Here is a 15,547-nt window from a genome sequence, read left to right on the forward strand (position 1 = left end):
TCCCGTGAAAAAGCTTTACACGGCGGCCCCGCAGAAATGCGGGGTCGTTCTTTTTTGAATATTTTATGGTCAAAGCAGGATATATTATGGTATTATATTAAAAATAAGTTAGGGGTGATTTGGTGGAGAATTTTAAAAATATTTTATTTTCCGGGAAGTTTCGTGATTATCAGCAGTCCGCTCTGAACAATTTAGGAAAGCACATGGATGATAAAAAAATACATATAGTGGCTGCTCCGGGAAGCGGAAAAACTGTTTTAGGACTGGAGATTATAAGAAGATTAAATGAGCCTGCAATTGTTTTAACCCCGTCGATAACCATTAGACAGCAGTGGGGTGAAAGATTTAATCAGCATTTTGTCAAGGAAAATGACAGAGCAGAATATGTTTCATACTCTCTGAAAAATCCGGCTCTTATCACCTGCGTGACCTATCAGGCTCTGCATGCAGCAATGAAGAGAATTGAGGATGTTGAAAGCGTAGAGGAAACTGAGTTTACTGAAAAAGAGGACTACAGCAATTTTGACTTGGTCGCTGAGCTTAAAGAAAAGAAAATAAAAACAATATGCCTTGATGAGGCGCACCACCTTAAAAGTGAGTGGCAGAAAGCTCTTGAAGCATTTATCAAAGCTATGGGCGATGATATTTTTGTGGTTTCCCTTACTGCAACTCCTCCTTATGACAGTACGCCTGCTGAGTGGGACAGGTATATTTCTACCTGCGGAGAAATTGATGAAGAAATTTTTGTGCCTCAGCTTGTGGCTCAGGGAACACTCTGTCCTCATCAGGATTTTATATATTTCAACTATCCCACTGATGAAGAGTTCGAAATAATAGATTTATACAGAAAGAAATCAAATGAGTTTATAAAAAAATTTGTTTCAGAAAATTTTATGGCAAGAGCTGTAGACGTTTCGGGAATTTTTAATCTTAATAAAAATGAAAGCTGTTTTTTGGAATATCCGCTGGAATTTACCGCTTTTATGACAACTTGTGAGGAATGCGGAGTTTTTGTTCCGGGAGAAATTGTAAAATTGATTACCGTTAATAAAGGCTTGCCAAGATTTAATTCTAATTATTGTCAGATAGCTTTGCAGTTTATCATAGACCATGAGGAAATATTTACTAAAGAAATTTCTGAAGAAATCAAAAATATTTTAAAGAGGAATGGACTTATTGAAAAAAATACGGTGGCTTTGACTAAAAGTAAAGAGACCGATAAGCTTTTAATTTCATCTCTTGGTAAACTGAACAGTATGGTTGAAATTGTAAAAAGTGAATGGAATAACCTGAATAAAGGTTTAAGAATGTTGATTTTGACAGACTATATCAAAAAAGAGCTTTTGGATTCAGTGGGCAATGACACTCCTTTTCATACAATGGGAACGGTTCCTATATTTGAAACTTTACGACGCAGTATTTCCGGGGAAATAAAGATGTGTATTTTAACCGGTTCCCTTGTGGTGATACCCTGTGAGATTATTGAGGCTTTAAAAGAGATTGCTCAGAGGGATAATGTCGAGGTATCGGCTTCGGAAATTAACGGAACAGGATTTTTGAAGGTTGAAATTGAGGGAACTTCAAAAGAACGTGTCGCTCTTTTAACGGAAATGTTTGAAAAAGGCTTTATAAATATTCTCATTGGTACAAAATCTTTATTGGGTGAGGGTTGGGACTCTCCGTGTATAAATTCTCTGATTCTAGCAAGCTTTGTCGGCAGTTTTATGCTTTCTAATCAGATGAGGGGAAGAGCTATTAGAGTAGATAGGAATAACCCTAATAAGGTTTCAAATATATGGCATCTTGTGACGGTTTTGCCGGAAAGTGTCAGCGATAAAAAGTCTCAGCTTTTGAATAAAATTGTCGAGGGCAAACCTGATGAAATATTCGGCGCAGACTATGAAACTGTAAAAAAGAGATTTGAATGTTTTATGGCTCCTGCATACAGTGTAAATGTTATTGAAAGCGGAATATCAAGGCTTGATATTATTAAACCGCCGTATGATGCAGAGGGAATAAAGAATATAAATATTAAAATGCTCTATTTGGCTTCTCAGAGAGATAGAACAGCAAAAAGCTGGTTTGAGTCCATGGGTAACGGTAGATACACTACGGTTGTTGAGGTTAATCAAATAGAGAAAGAAAAGTTCCCGAGAGGCTTTGTGTATAGAAACTTTATCGGTGAGTTTTTGTTTATAGTGTTTTATGTTTTGTATTGTCGTATAGGAAGCAGTTTGTTGTTTTTCTCAGAGCCTGTATGGATAATGTTAGTTGTAATTTTCTCTTTGGTGGCAGTACCTGTTTGTATAACCGGAATATTGAAATTTATCAGAATGATTTCGCCTAAAAAGGCTATGAAATCTTTAGCAAACTGTGTTTTAAAAACTCTTACTGAAACCGGAAAAATTCAAAAGGGCGGATATGTGACAGTTGCTTCTGATACATCTAACACATTTATTTACTGTACTTTGGAAAATGCATCTGTAAGAGAAAAACAGATTTTTTCTCAGGCTATAGGAGAAATGTTTTCTTCTATTGATAATCCCAGATATGTGTTTGTGAAAAAGGGCTTGGGCGGACGAAAGAGCTACAGTAAAAGCTATTCATGTCCAGGTATTCTTGCAGGAAATAAGGAAACCGCTGAGCTTTTAGGAAAAAATATTGAAAAAATTATGGGCAAATATTATCTCATATACACGAGAACAGAGCAGGGAAGAAAGGAACTGCTTAATTGTCGCAGATATTCCTTTTTGAACATAAATGACGCTCTGTCAGGAAAGAAAAAAATGGTTAAGTCTAATTGGAGATAATATTAAAATATGATGATTTTATAGGGGAAAACGGTCTTTTTGTGTCAAAATAGCCTTTTAAACTATTGAAATAAATTGAATATTTTGATATAATATATTACATGATGATGATGTTATTTTAGACAAAGAGGTGTTGTAAATGAAATGTCCATACTGTGGTTATGAGGAAAGCAAAGTTATAGATTCCAGACCTGCCGATGACGGTGAACGTATAAGAAGACGCAGGGAGTGTCTCGGCTGCGGCAAGCGATTTACAACACATGAAGTGATTGAAACAGTTCCTATAATTGTTGTAAAAAGGGATAGATCCCGTGAGGTTTTCGACAGAAATAAGCTTTTGTCCGGAATACTCAGAGCCTGCGAGAAAAGAAAGGTTTCAATCGAGCAGATAGAAAAAATGGTAGACGATATTGAGATGAAACTGCAAAATTCTCTTGACAGAGAGGTTACTTCTCAGTTTATTGGCGAGCTTGCAATGGAAGAGCTTAAAAAGGTTGACGAGGTTTCCTATGTGCGTTTCGCTTCTGTATACAGACAGTTTAAGGATATAAATACTTTCCTTGAAGAGCTTAACAAGCTTATGTCTGAAAAGTAATATAAAATATTTTAAGGCGTGAATTTTATGTTCACGCCTTTTTCTTTTGCATAACTGTATTTGTTCCCGACAATAATATTTTCAGATATTTTGAAAGGAGTGTTTGCAGTTGAAAATGAACAACAATATGTATATCGACGACGAGAGAAAAAGTGTTATGGATAAGCTTGCCCCCTCAAGGAAACAAATGGAGAATTACAGAAATATCGCTTCTGTTGTCGCAAGAGAATGTGGAATTAAGGACAAGAACTATATGAAGGATAAGGAAGTAAAAAATTAAAAACGGAGTGCTTAATGCACTCCGTACATATAAAATTATTTTAACTGTACTTTTCAGCCTGAGCTACGGCAAGTCGGTCGCATCGCTCGTTCTCTGGATGGCCTGCATGACCTTTTACCCAGACGATGGTTACTTTGTGCTTGTCGTATTCCTTGAGAAGTTCATCCCAAAGATCCGGGTTGAGAGCAGGGTCTTTTTTATTGCGCATCCAGTTGTTTTCCTTCCATTTTTTAGCCCATCCCAGCTTCAGTGCGTTGCAAACATACTGAGAATCGCTGTAAAGTGTTACCTCGCAGGGCTCCTTGAGCATTTTAAGGGCAGTTAAAACGGCGGTGATTTCCATTCTGTTGTTGGTTGTGTTGGCTTCTCCTCCGCTTATTTCTTTCTCTTTATCTTTATATCTGAGAATTGCCCCCCAGCCTCCGGGACCCGGGTTTCCTTTACAAGCTCCGTCTGTGAAAATTTCAACAGCTTTCATATTATCTCCTTATTTATCACTTTTATTTAGTATCCGAATCGCCGGATTTGACTTTATTTACATATAATTATATCCGTTAATATCTGTCACGTCAACAAAAACAAGGGTATTTTAAGGCGGTTTAATGTAATTCCTCTGGGACTTGACATAAAAGAAATAAAAGGTTAATATATAGGTAATGATTTATATGCTCGGAATCTATGCCTAAATGAACATTAGAATTTTAAGTTTTTGAGATAAACTTCTGTGTGATTGCTCTTTTAGGCTGATAAAAAGGGTTTAGTTTGACCTTTTATTTGTTACGCATTAAAGCACCGTTGAGAAATTGTTCGGGAAATTAAATGGTTAACGGTGCATTATTATATAGAATCAGAACGAGAATAATTTATTTATTTACGGAGGTAAAAATAAGTGATTAAAGAAAAAAGTAAATATAACAAAAAGAGCGCACCCCGTATGACAGGAAAGAAAAACACCAGAAACGCCGGATATGTAAAGGGCGGAAACCGTGACGGCGTTATGAAAAAACCTGGGGATATGGGGCTTGAGTATATTTCTCAAAATGAACCTGAGAAAAGATATAAAAACAAAAAGGGCTCTTTGAAACAGATAAAAAGGGAAGCTCCGGTTATTAAAATCTCCTTTTTGGGAGGTCTTAATGAGATAGGAAAGAATATCACTGTTTTTGAATGTAACAACGATATTATTATTTTGGACTGCGGAATGGCTTTCCCTGACGGTGATATGCTTGGTGTAGACCTTGTTATCCCTGATTTTACTTACCTTGAACAGAATTTTGATAAAATCAGGGGTTTGGTTCTCACACACGGTCATGAAGACCACATAGGAGGTATTCCTTTCCTTTTGAAGAAACTCAATGTTCCGATTTACGGAACTGCTTTGACAATCGGTCTTGTGGAAAACAAACTTAAAGAGCATGGTATAAATCATTCCACAGGACTTAATGTTATCAAAGAAAGCAGCAACATTGAACTGGGATGCTTTAATATTGAGTTTATCCATGTAAATCATTCCATACCGGATGCGGTGGGAATTGCAATTCATTCCCCGGCAGGTACAATCGTTCATACCGGCGACTTTAAAATCGACTTTACACCGGTATCAGGAAAGATGATTGACCTTCCTAAGTTTTCAAGACTGGGCGACGAGGGTGTTTTGGCTTTGATGGCTGAAAGTACCAACGCAGAAAGACCCGGCTTTACTCCCTCTGAGGCAAAGGTTTCCGACAGCTTTGACGGTCTTTTCAGACGTGCCGAAAAGAACAGAATTATAATCGCCACCTTTGCTTCCAACATAAGCAGAATACAGCAGATTATCAACTGCGCCAATAAGTACGGAAGAAAAGTTGCTTTTTCCGGAAGAAGCATGATAAACTATCTTACCGTTGCCCGTGAGTTGGGATATATAAATGTGCCTGACGGTGTTATAATCGATATTGATATGCTCAATAAGTATACCGCAGAGCAGATTGTGCTTGTTACAACCGGAAGTCAGGGCGAGCCTATGTCAGCTCTTTCCAGAATGGCTTACTCAGACCACAGAAAGGTAGAAGTAGGCGTCGGAGATTTTATCATTATTTCAGCTAATCCGATTCCGGGAAATGAAAGAACTGTGGGTCACGTTGTTGACGAGCTTTTAAAGAGAGGCTGTCAGGTTGTATATGAATCCATGTATGAGGTTCATGTTTCCGGTCACGCATGCAGTGAAGAGCTTAAAATAATACACAGTCTTGTAAGACCTCAGTACTTTATTCCGGTACACGGAGAGCAAAAGCACCTTATAAAACACGCTAACTTAGCTGCGTCTATGGGTATGAGCAAGGATAGAATTTATGTGGGCGATATCGGAAGAAGTATTGAGCTTTCAGTTGACCATATGAAAGAGGTTGCTCCGGTTCCTGCCGGCAAGATTTTTGTTGACGGTCTCGGAGTTGGAGATGTAGGAAGCATAGTTTTGAGAGACAGAAAGCACCTGGGACAGGACGGACTTATTATTATTGTTGCGTCAATAGACAGCTATGACGGAAGACTTATAAGCGGTCCTGACATTGTTTCAAGGGGATTTGTCTATGTTAGAGAAAGCGAGTCACTTTTGGACGAGGTAAAACAGCTTGCCTATAAAGCTCTGGAGGATTGTTATAAGAACGAGGTTCACGAGTGGGGAACAATCAAGAACAAAATCAAGGACGATGTTTCAAAGCTTATAACTCAGAGAACAAGAAGAAGTCCTATGATTTTGCCAATCTTAATGGAAGTATAATCCACTTTTAAAAAGGGGTTTAGCTATGAAGAACAAAAGTTGGACGGTCATACCGTTTTTCGGAATCTTTTCTGTGGTTATGTTGTTTATGGCGCTTTATACTTTTCAATATAGTCAGCTTATGGGTTATATCGAGGTTTCTATTTCGATTGTAACTATGGGCGTTACCATTTATGAAACCTATAAGTTTAAAAGCAGAATTTATGAAACTGTGCGCAGTGCCTTTAGAAGTCTTCACAACGCTGACGCAGAGTATCTGGAAAGATTTCGTTTTCCTGTTGTTCTTGTTGACGACAACGGGGCTATTATATGGTATAACCAGATGTTTTTGGAGAGCCCGGCAAATATGCTGGACCCGTCGGGAGAGGATATCTCCGATTATATAAGTCACAAAAGGGTGGCTGATGTTCTTGAAAAGGCGGGAACAGACATTGAGTGCAACGGGAGAAAATTTACTGTTTATGCAAACACTTGCAAAAAAGGAACTCTTCTGTATTTCTTCGACAATACCTATTTTAAAAATATTGAAGAGGAATACTCAGAGAGCAGAAGCGTTGTGGCTTCTATTGCCTTTGATAACAGAGAAGAGTTTATAAACGAAAACGAAGAGGAGAGCGCAAGAGTTTTGCTTACTCTGGAAAATACTTTGCAGAGATGGGCGGCAAACTACAAGGCTCTTTATAAAAAGCTTTCCGGCGGCAGATATATGATTATCTTTCAGGAGAGAGATATTCAAAAGCTGGTGGAAGAAAAATTTAAAATACTGGACGAAATTAGAACTATTAAATATAACGATTTAAGCGCAACTATCTCTATAGGCGTGGGAAGATACGCTACAACCGCAAAGGAAAGTGAAATGATGGCCCGTGCGGCTTTGGATATGGCTTTGGGACGAGGCGGAGATCAGGCTGCCGTTATGAAAAGCGACGGTTATGAGTTTTTCGGCGGAGTTTCTCAGGGCGTAGAGAAAAGAAGCAAAGTAAGAACAAGGGTTATCGCCAACGCAATGCGAAACTATATTGCCGCCTGTGACAAGGTATTTATTATGGGTCATAGATTTTCAGACCTTGATTGTGTGGGCGCCGCTGTAGGCTTGCACTGCATGATAACCAAGGCTTTGGAGAAGCCTGCCTTTGTTGTTATCAATAAGGAAAAGACAATGGCGAAATCCCTTATTGATATGATTGAGGAAAACGAGGAAGAGGATGTTTTCAAATCTCCAAGCGATGTAAGCTCTAAGGTTACTCCTAATTCTCTTTTGATTGTTGTTGATACACATTCACCAAGCTTTTTGGAAAGCGAAAGCTTTTATAAGCAATTTGAAAAGGTTATTGTTATTGACCATCACAGAAAGATGGTCAACTACATATCAAATACATTGATATTCTATCACGAGAGCACAGCTTCATCTGCTTCGGAAATGTGCGCCGAGATTATAAATTATCTTGCAGAAAAGTGTCTTACCTCCTATGCGGCTGACGCCCTTATGGCTGGTATTATGCTTGATACAAAGAACTTTATTGTAAAAACCGGTGCAAGAACCTTTGAAGCGGCGGCGTTTTTGAGAAGACGTGGTGCTGATACCGTTGCAGTTAAAAAGCTTTTCTCAGAGAATATCAAAACCTATAAGGAAAAATACAAACTGGTTTCCGCTTCGGAAATTTACCGTGGCTGTGCAGTGGCTTTTGCCGACGACACAATAAAAGACCCACGTCTTGTTGCCGCTCAGGCGGCTGACGAGCTTTTGGGCGTTCAGGATGTTTCGGCTTCCTTTGTTCTGTTTATGACAAACGGAAACACGGCGAATATCTCTGCCAGAAGCTACGGAAAAATAAATGTTCAGGTTATTATGGAAAAACTGGGCGGCGGCGGTCATCAGACTATGGCGGCTACTCAGATGCCTGACACCAGTATGGAAAGTGCAAGACAACAGCTCTTTGACGCTATTGATGATTTTCTTGCATAAAATATAATTTACGGAAGGTGAACAAAATGAAAGTAATCTTACTTCAGGACGTAAAATCTTTAGGAAAAAAAGGCGAGCTTGTTAAGGCTTCCGACGGATACGCAAGAAATTTCCTTTTCCCAAAGGGACTTGCAAAGGAAGCTAACGCTCAGGCTATGAACGAGCTTAAAAATGCTGAAAATTCCAAGCAGTATAAAATTGAAACAGATATCAAAAAAGCTAACGAAGCTAAGGCTATGCTTGAGGGTGAAACCTTTAAGATGACAGCTAAAGCCGGCAATGGCGGAAAACTTTTCGGAAGCGTAACTCCAAAGGAGATAAGCGCAGAGATTAAAAAGCAGAAGGGTATCGATGTTGACAAGAGAAAGATTACTCTTGACGCTGATATCAAGGCTTTTGGCACATATAATGCAGAAATCAAGCTTTACAACGGAATTATTGCAAAGGTAAAGGTTCAGGTAAGCGAAGCTTGATTTTAGTAGTTTGAATTAAAAGGAGGGTGAAAATATGACCGATTTGAATATGTCGGGTGGCTTGGACGGAATAAATATGCCTTACAGTCCTGAGGCTGAACAGGCGGTGCTGGGTGCAGTTATAATGGAGCCGGACTGTCTTAACAGGATTGTGGGAATTTTGACTAAGCCGGAGTATTTTCACCTTTCCTTACACCGCACAATATATTCAGCAATGCTGAGCATGTACACCCAAGGCAAAACGGTGGATTATGTCACCTTGATGGAAGCCTTGAGGATGGACAAAAATTTTGATGAAACCAGCGGAAAGGCGTACATAGTAAGACTTGCCGAGAACTGTCCTGCTGTATCAAATGTTGATATTTATGCAAAAATTGTCCGTGAAAAATATGACGTCCGCAGCTTGATAAACGCCGCAAGGGAGATTATCGACGAGGCGTCGGGCAACGAGTACGAGCCGTCAATTCTCTTGGATTCTGCGGAGCAAAAGATTTTTGACATAAGAAAAGGCAAAACCGTTGACGGACTGGAAAGACTCAATGAGGTTATTTTAAAGACCTTTGACAGACTTGACCTTTTAAACAGCGATGATGATGACAGCATGAAGCCGATACCTTCGGGAATCGGTGACCTTGACAGAGTTATAACAGGACTTAACAGAAGCGACCTTATTTTGCTTGCGGCTCGTCCAGGTATGGGAAAGACAAGCTTTGCCTTGAACATTGCCAAAAATGTGGCATGCATAGCAAAAAAGAGGGTGGCGTTTTTCTCCTTGGAAATGACAAAGGAGCAGCTTGCTTCACGTCTTTTGTCCACAGAAGCTCTTGTAGGCGGTACAAAGCTTAGAACAGGAAAGCTCAACGAGGATGAATGGCAGAGACTTATTTCTGCCGGAGATATTCTGAGTAAAACCGAGATTTATCTTGACGATACGCCTGGTATCACAGTTCCTGAGATAAAAGCAAAGCTTCGCCGTCTTAAAAATGTGGATTTGGTAATCATTGACTATCTCCAGCTTATGTCCAGCGGAAGAAGAATAGACAACCGTGTTCAGGAGGTTTCTGAAATTACCAGAAATCTGAAAATTATGGCTAAGGAAATAAATGTTCCCCTTATCACACTTTCACAGCTTTCCCGTGCCAGTGAACAGCGTTCGGAGCACAAGCCTCAGCTTTCCGACCTGAGAGATTCAGGTTCTATCGAGCAGGACGCAGATATTGTTTTGTTCCTGTACAGAGAGGGCTATTATGAGGATAAGTCCAAAGAAGCTCAGGCTCAGCCAAATGTGGACAGAAATTCCGGTGAATGTATTGTTGCTAAAAACAGACACGGCGAGACAACCTCAGTAAAGCTCCATTGGCAGGGCGAATTTATGCGTTTTACTTCTGTGGAGGCAAACCGTGACCAATAATATTTTTTTTAATAATATAGAAGCTGAAAAAACAGCTTCTGTTTTGGTTTTAAATAAGATTTGTGAAGCCGACCACCGTTATAATATCTTAAAAGGAAAGGAACATATTATTGTGGCTCTTTCCGGCGGAGCGGATTCGGTTTGTTTGCTTCACAGTCTGTATATGCTTAAAAACAGCGGAAAATATGATTTTAAGCTTTCGGCGGCTCACTTAAACCACAATCTGCGTGGTGAAGAGGCAGAAAGAGATTTGAAGTTTTCAAAGGATTTTGCAGAAAGCTTAGGCTGTGAATTTTTTTCGAGAACTGTGGATGTGGCGCAATGGGCGAAAAAGCTCAAAGTCAGCACTGAAACCAGCGGAAGAATTAAAAGATATGAATTTTTTGAGGAGCTTTCAAAGTCATTAAAAGCGGCGGTGGCTACTGCTCACACAGCTTCTGACAACAGTGAAACCGTTATTTTTAATATGGCGAGAGGCTCTTCCATAAAAGGACTGGCGGGTATCCCTCCTATAAGGGGAAAGGTAATCCGTCCTTTGCTTTTTGTCACAAGGGAAGAGGTGGAAAGTTATTGCCTTGAGAACAATCTTTCTTTTGTGACAGACAGTACAAATCTTACCGATGACTATACAAGAAACTCAATAAGGCACAAAGTAATACCTGTATTAAAGGATATAAACGAGGGCGTCAACGGGAATATTACAAGACTTTCAAGGTCTGCAAGACTTGTTGACGATTTTATGACCCAGTGTGCCAAGGATGCCGTAAAAAATACGGAGTGCAGGTGCAGTCTTTTAAAGGAGCTTCATCCGGCTTTACTGAGTTACTGTATAAATTATATTTATTTTAAAAAGACAGGGGACAATATAAATCAGAACAGGCTTGTTGAGCTTTGCTCTGATATTATTTCTAAGGAAAAAGGCGCTGTTCAGATTAACGAAAAATACACAGCCTGTATTGAAAAAGGCTGTTTTAAAATCAAAGAAAACAGCTTTGACAAGGAAATAAAAAAAGGACTTGTATATCTGAATTTAGATGATATAATAAATGGTAGCTACCCTAAAAAAATCACTGTTCAGGGTACTGTTTACAGCTTTGAATTGGTGGATTGTTTAGAAGACGACGGGGTGGTTTTAGATGTTGAAAAGTGCCGTGGCGCAGTTTTCAGAACAAGGGATGACTGCGATGTTTTTACACTAAAAAAACGCAAGGTTACTAAGTCCCTGAAAAAATATTTTAATGAAATAAAAATGCCTGCTGAGAAAAGATACTCGGTTCCTCTTGTGGCTGTTGACAACAATGTATTGTGGATAGACGGAATCGGAGCGGCATATGATGTTGAATTCAGTAAAAATTCAAAAAGAGGAATTAAAATTTCAGTTTCTCGTCACTAAACGGAGGTATAATTTACTATGCATCAGGATATTGAAAGAATACTGCTTTCCGAAGAGGAAATTGCACAAATCGTTGACAGAATTGCTGACCAGATAAACAAGGATTACCAGGGCAAAGAATTGATGCTCATTGGTCTTCTTAAAGGCAGCATTTCTTTTATGGCTGATCTTATGAAGAAAATCACTGTACCATGTAAAATCGACTTTATTGCAGCTTCCAGCTACGGAAACGGTACTGTAAGTAAGGGACGAGTTAATATTCTGAAGGACGTTTCTCAGTCTGTTGAAAATATGGATATCCTTATTGTTGAGGATATTATCGACAGCGGAAACACACTTTCCTTTATTTCAAAATATCTTGCGGCGAAACATGCAGGCTCAGTTAAAATCTGTACATTGCTCAATAAACCTTCAAGACGTCAGACTGATATCCCTGTGGACTATGTCGGCGTTGACATCCCTGATGAGTTTGTTGTGGGTTATGGACTTGATTTTGCTGAGTACTACAGAAATCTTCCGTATATAGGAATACTCAAGCCTTCTGTGTATTCATAATGAATGAGAAAATAACTGTTTCTTCGTTTACATAATATAGAGAGGATTTAGTATAATAAACAAAGGAGTGGATGATATTGAACAAAAACAAGCAGATTAAGAATCTACTTTTGTATTTGGGTCTGCCGATTTTGGTTATTCTGCTGCTTTTGTTCTTTTTGAGAGGCGGCACGTCGAATACCATGACTTATTCCGATGTGCTGTATCTTTTTGAGGAACAGAAAGTAGAGGAATTCAGCGTCGATGCCGGAACCGGCGTCCTCACAATGAAGCTTGAGGAAGGCGCAAAAATTCCAAGCCTTGAGGATAAGCAAATGATGCAGAATCAGGGATTTTTCGGAGAGGGAAATTCCAGCAGTAACCTTATAGTAGAGTATAAGCTGGCAAGTGTTGACCTTTTCTACAGCGATGTAAAGGAGTATATCGACGAGTACAACGCCGATAAGCCTGACAGTGAAAAGCTTACATTCGATATTCAGCGAGCTGCTGACAGGTCTATTTGGCTGGAAATGCTTCCTACATTGATAATGTTCGTAATTATCGGTGTGTTCTGGTTCATTTTGATGAAGAAAATGGGTGCAGGACTTGGCGGCAAAGAAATGACCTTTGGTAAAGCTAAGTTTAAAAACTCCAACGATGAAAAGAAAAAGACAACCTTTGCAGATGTTGCCGGCGCTGATGAGGAAAAGGAAGAATTGGAAGAGATTGTTCAGTTCCTTAAAACACCGGAAAAGTATAACAAATTGGGAGCAAAAATACCTAAGGGCGTACTTTTGGTGGGCCCTCCTGGAACAGGTAAAACATTGCTTGCAAGAGCTGTTGCAGGTGAAGCCGGTGTTCCTTTCTTCTCAATTTCAGGTTCTGACTTTGTTGAGATGTTCGTAGGTGTCGGTGCTTCCCGTGTAAGAGATCTCTTTGATACAGCAAAGAAAAATTCACCTTGTATTGTATTTATCGATGAAATCGACGCCGTTGGTCGTCAGAGAGGTGCAGGCCTTGGCGGCGGCAACGACGAAAGAGAGCAGACACTTAACCAGCTTCTTGTTGAGATGGACGGTTTCGGCGCAAACGAAGGTGTAATCGTTATTGCAGCTACCAACAGACCTGACGTTCTTGACCCGGCTATCCTTCGTCCTGGACGTTTCGACAGACAGGTTGTTGTTGGATATCCTGACATCAACGGAAGAGAAGCTATTTTGAAGGTTCACGCAAGAGAGAAGCCTTTGGCTCCTGATGTAAATCTTAGAACTATCGCTTCTTCAACAGCCGGATTTACCGGAGCTGATTTGGAGAATGTTTTGAACGAAGCCGCTTTGCTTGCTGCAAGAAAGAATAAAAGAGCTATAACCATGGAGGAAATCGAGGAAGCCACAATCAAGGTTGTTGTTGGTACTGAGAAAAAATCCAAGGTTATGTCTGATAAAGAAAAGAAGCTTACAGCTTATCATGAGGCAGGTCACGCTATCTGTACTCAGTATTGTCCGACACAGGACCCTGTTCACCAGATTTCAATTATTCCGAGAGGAAGAGCAGGAGGCTATACTATGAGCCTTCCTACAGAGGATAAGACCTACAGCTCAAGAAATGAAATGCTGGAGGATATTGTGGTTCTTTTGGGCGGACGTGTGGCAGAAGCTCTTATTATGGGAGATATCTCCACAGGCGCTTCTAACGACATAGAAAGAGCTACAAGCACCGCAAAGTCAATGGTTACTAAGTATGGTATGTCCGATGTTCTCGGCCCTGTTTGCTACGGTTCAGGCAACAATGAAGTGTTTATCGGCAGGGATATGGGACAGGTAAAGGACTATTCCGAGGAGACAGCCGCTAAGATTGACCAGGAGATTTTGAGAATTGTCAATAACGGTTACAAGGCTTGTGAGAAGCTTTTGAAAGACCATATTGACCAGCTCCACAATGTTGCCCAGTATCTTATCAAGCATGAGAAGATGAGCGGTGACGAGTTCAGAGCAATGGTAAACGGAACTTTTGAAGAAAAAGCTCCGCTTCCTGAAGGCGAATATTGATAAATAATTTTTACAGCCGTGGCTTTTGCTGCGGCTGTTTTTTCATGGTTTGGGATTTTTTATGGTAAAGCTTTTGAGGCTGTGAAGCGTCTCTTATGCATTTTATATGGAAGTGAGTTTTTTCTTATATCTTAAAATAAAAAATGCAGGAGAGAGGAAATAATAGCACGTAGGAGTGTTTTTATTTTGAAAATTTTACAAAAAATATTTAAATAATTCTCTTGCTAAATTGCGGATTTGGGTTGAAAATAAAATTTAGAAATAAAAAATTATCTGTTCTTAAAAAAATAAATTTCAGGAAACTGTTTTTTCTAAAATTTTTTTGAGAATAATATTTTCTGTTGAATAAAAAATAGGAAAAAACAAAAAATAATTTTGAAAAAATAAAAAAATTTTTTTGTGTTTTAATATTTTTTTAAAAATTAAGTATTTATCTAAAGTTTTTGATTATGAGAATAGATGTGATTTTGACTATATAAAGGTGCGATGATTACCTGTTTGATTGTGCAAAATATACTACAAAAATAGGGAAAATGCAGCTTTTTAAAATAAAATCATTTTGTCGGAAATTTTTCAAAAAAAATTTGAAAAAAGTGTTGACAAATGGGTAACCCTGTGGTATTATATAACAGTCGCAGGGAGACAGCGACAAAACAAAACAAAAACAAACACCAAAAACGCTGGTGTAGCTCAGTTGGTAGAGCAGCTGATTTGTAATCAGCAGGTCGGGGGTTCGAGTCCGTCCACCAGCTCCAAAAGAGGACTGCTAAATGCAGTCCTTAAATATGGGAGAATTCCCGAGTGGCCAAAGGGGGCAGACTGTAAATCTGTTGTCAGTGACTTCGGTGGTTCGAATCCACCTTCTCCCACCAGATTATGTGCCTGATTTTACTGTCAGGCACATTTTTCTTAGTATTCATGCGGGTTTGCGGGCTTTTTAGAGCGCAAAATCCAAAGTGATTTTCCATAGATGCCTTTTCCAAAAAATAGCAAAACAAAGACTTTTTATGAGCATAAGCGGAGTTTTCACCTGATTTTTCAGGCTGGGAACTCCGCTTTTTTGCGTTTACCACTCTTTTTTCCCGTTGTCGGAACTGTAAAAGTTTTCGGCATATATATATATAGATTGACGGAAGCCCCAAATGGGTCAATTTCAAGCCCTCAAAATACAAGACCAACTATAAAAAGTCAATAGGAAAAATAAAAAAATAACGAATAAGGGATGAAAAAATATGCAAGACAAAAAGACCTGAACAAAAAGTCCAAGTCGATGGATAAG

General features: G+C 39.2%; 11 protein-coding genes and 2 tRNA genes. 12 read left to right on the forward strand and 1 reads right to left on the reverse strand.

The genetic code is table 11. The annotated features are described in order from the left end of the window. Positions 1-122: 122 nt before the first annotated feature. The 3 genes from B5F08_RS06080 to B5F08_RS13255 all read left to right on the forward strand — a co-directional run bounded on the left by B5F08_RS06080 (position 123) and on the right by B5F08_RS13255 (position 3,685). A complete protein-coding gene (locus tag B5F08_RS06080; protein ID WP_158096237.1) occupies positions 123-2,810 on the forward strand; it encodes a DEAD/DEAH box helicase family protein in 2,688 nt (895 codons plus the stop codon). Between the two features lie 139 nt (positions 2,811-2,949). After that, positions 2,950-3,405, forward strand: a complete 456-nt coding sequence (gene nrdR, locus B5F08_RS06085) for a transcriptional regulator NrdR (protein ID WP_087377416.1) — start codon at positions 2,950-2,952, stop codon at positions 3,403-3,405. Between the two features lie 109 nt (positions 3,406-3,514). Continuing rightward, positions 3,515-3,685, forward strand: coding sequence for a hypothetical protein (locus B5F08_RS13255; RefSeq protein ID WP_158096238.1), 171 nt, complete (start codon positions 3,515-3,517; stop codon positions 3,683-3,685). Positions 3,686-3,725: 40 nt separating this feature from the next. Here the strand turns inward: B5F08_RS13255 and rnhA are convergent, their stop codons facing one another. After that, a complete protein-coding gene (rnhA, locus tag B5F08_RS06090) occupies positions 3,726-4,163 on the reverse strand; it encodes a ribonuclease HI (RefSeq protein WP_087377418.1) in 438 nt (145 codons plus the stop codon). A 411-nt stretch (positions 4,164-4,574) separates the two neighbouring features. On the opposite strand from rnhA, the gene B5F08_RS06095 reads away from it, so the two are divergent. From B5F08_RS06095 to B5F08_RS06135, 9 genes are all read left to right on the forward strand, one after another. Further along, on the forward strand, positions 4,575-6,443 hold the full coding sequence (locus B5F08_RS06095; protein ID WP_442856063.1) for a ribonuclease J: 1,869 nt from the start codon (positions 4,575-4,577) through the stop codon (positions 6,441-6,443). Between the two features lie 25 nt (positions 6,444-6,468). Continuing rightward, positions 6,469-8,409, forward strand: a complete 1,941-nt coding sequence (locus tag B5F08_RS06100; RefSeq protein WP_087377420.1) for a DHH family phosphoesterase — start codon at positions 6,469-6,471, stop codon at positions 8,407-8,409. A gap of 26 nt (positions 8,410-8,435) precedes the next feature. Next, positions 8,436-8,882, forward strand: a complete 447-nt coding sequence (rplI, locus tag B5F08_RS06105; protein ID WP_087377422.1) for a 50S ribosomal protein L9 — start codon at positions 8,436-8,438, stop codon at positions 8,880-8,882. Positions 8,883-8,916: 34 nt separating this feature from the next. Then, positions 8,917-10,293, forward strand: coding sequence for a replicative DNA helicase (gene dnaB / locus B5F08_RS06110; RefSeq protein ID WP_087377424.1), 1,377 nt, complete (start codon positions 8,917-8,919; stop codon positions 10,291-10,293). Continuing rightward, positions 10,283-11,686: a tRNA lysidine(34) synthetase TilS gene (gene tilS / locus B5F08_RS06115; RefSeq protein WP_087377426.1), complete on the forward strand. Its 1,404-nt coding sequence runs from the start codon at positions 10,283-10,285 to the stop codon at positions 11,684-11,686. Before dnaB ends, tilS begins: the two co-directional genes overlap by 11 nt. An 18-nt stretch (positions 11,687-11,704) precedes the next feature. Beyond that, complete coding sequence (hpt, locus tag B5F08_RS06120) at positions 11,705-12,241, forward strand: hypoxanthine phosphoribosyltransferase (protein ID WP_087377428.1); 537 nt, start codon at positions 11,705-11,707, stop codon at positions 12,239-12,241. A gap of 77 nt (positions 12,242-12,318) precedes the next feature. Next, positions 12,319-14,268 carry an ATP-dependent zinc metalloprotease FtsH gene (gene ftsH / locus B5F08_RS06125; protein WP_087377430.1) on the forward strand — a complete coding sequence of 650 codons (1,950 nt, stop codon included), beginning with the start codon at positions 12,319-12,321 and terminating at the stop codon, positions 14,266-14,268. 679 nt (positions 14,269-14,947) lie between these two features. Then, positions 14,948-15,023, forward strand: a tRNA-Thr gene (locus tag B5F08_RS06130). 32 nt (positions 15,024-15,055) lie between these two features. Then, positions 15,056-15,140: transfer RNA gene (locus B5F08_RS06135), tRNA-Tyr, on the forward strand. The last annotated feature ends 407 nt before the right edge of the window (positions 15,141-15,547 follow it).

The organism is Anaeromassilibacillus sp. An172 (genome assembly GCF_002160515.1).
Classification (GTDB): Bacteria; Bacillota; Clostridia; order Oscillospirales; family Acutalibacteraceae; genus Limousia; species Limousia pullorum.

Bases quoted from the DNA above. Each gene is read 5' to 3' on its own strand.
- rplI (WP_087377422.1), top strand. From the start codon at position 8,436: ATGAAAGTAATCTTACTTCAGGACGTAAAATCTTTAGGAAAAAAAGGC.
- hpt (WP_087377428.1), top strand. From the start codon at position 11,705: ATGCATCAGGATATTGAAAGAATACTGCTTTCCGAAGAGGAAATTGCA.
- dnaB (WP_087377424.1), top strand. From the start codon at position 8,917: ATGACCGATTTGAATATGTCGGGTGGCTTGGACGGAATAAATATGCCT.
- B5F08_RS06100 (WP_087377420.1), top strand. From the start codon at position 6,469: ATGAAGAACAAAAGTTGGACGGTCATACCGTTTTTCGGAATCTTTTCT.
- rnhA (WP_087377418.1), bottom strand. From the start codon at position 4,163: ATGAAAGCTGTTGAAATTTTCACAGACGGAGCTTGTAAAGGAAACCCG.
- nrdR (WP_087377416.1), top strand. From the start codon at position 2,950: ATGAAATGTCCATACTGTGGTTATGAGGAAAGCAAAGTTATAGATTCC.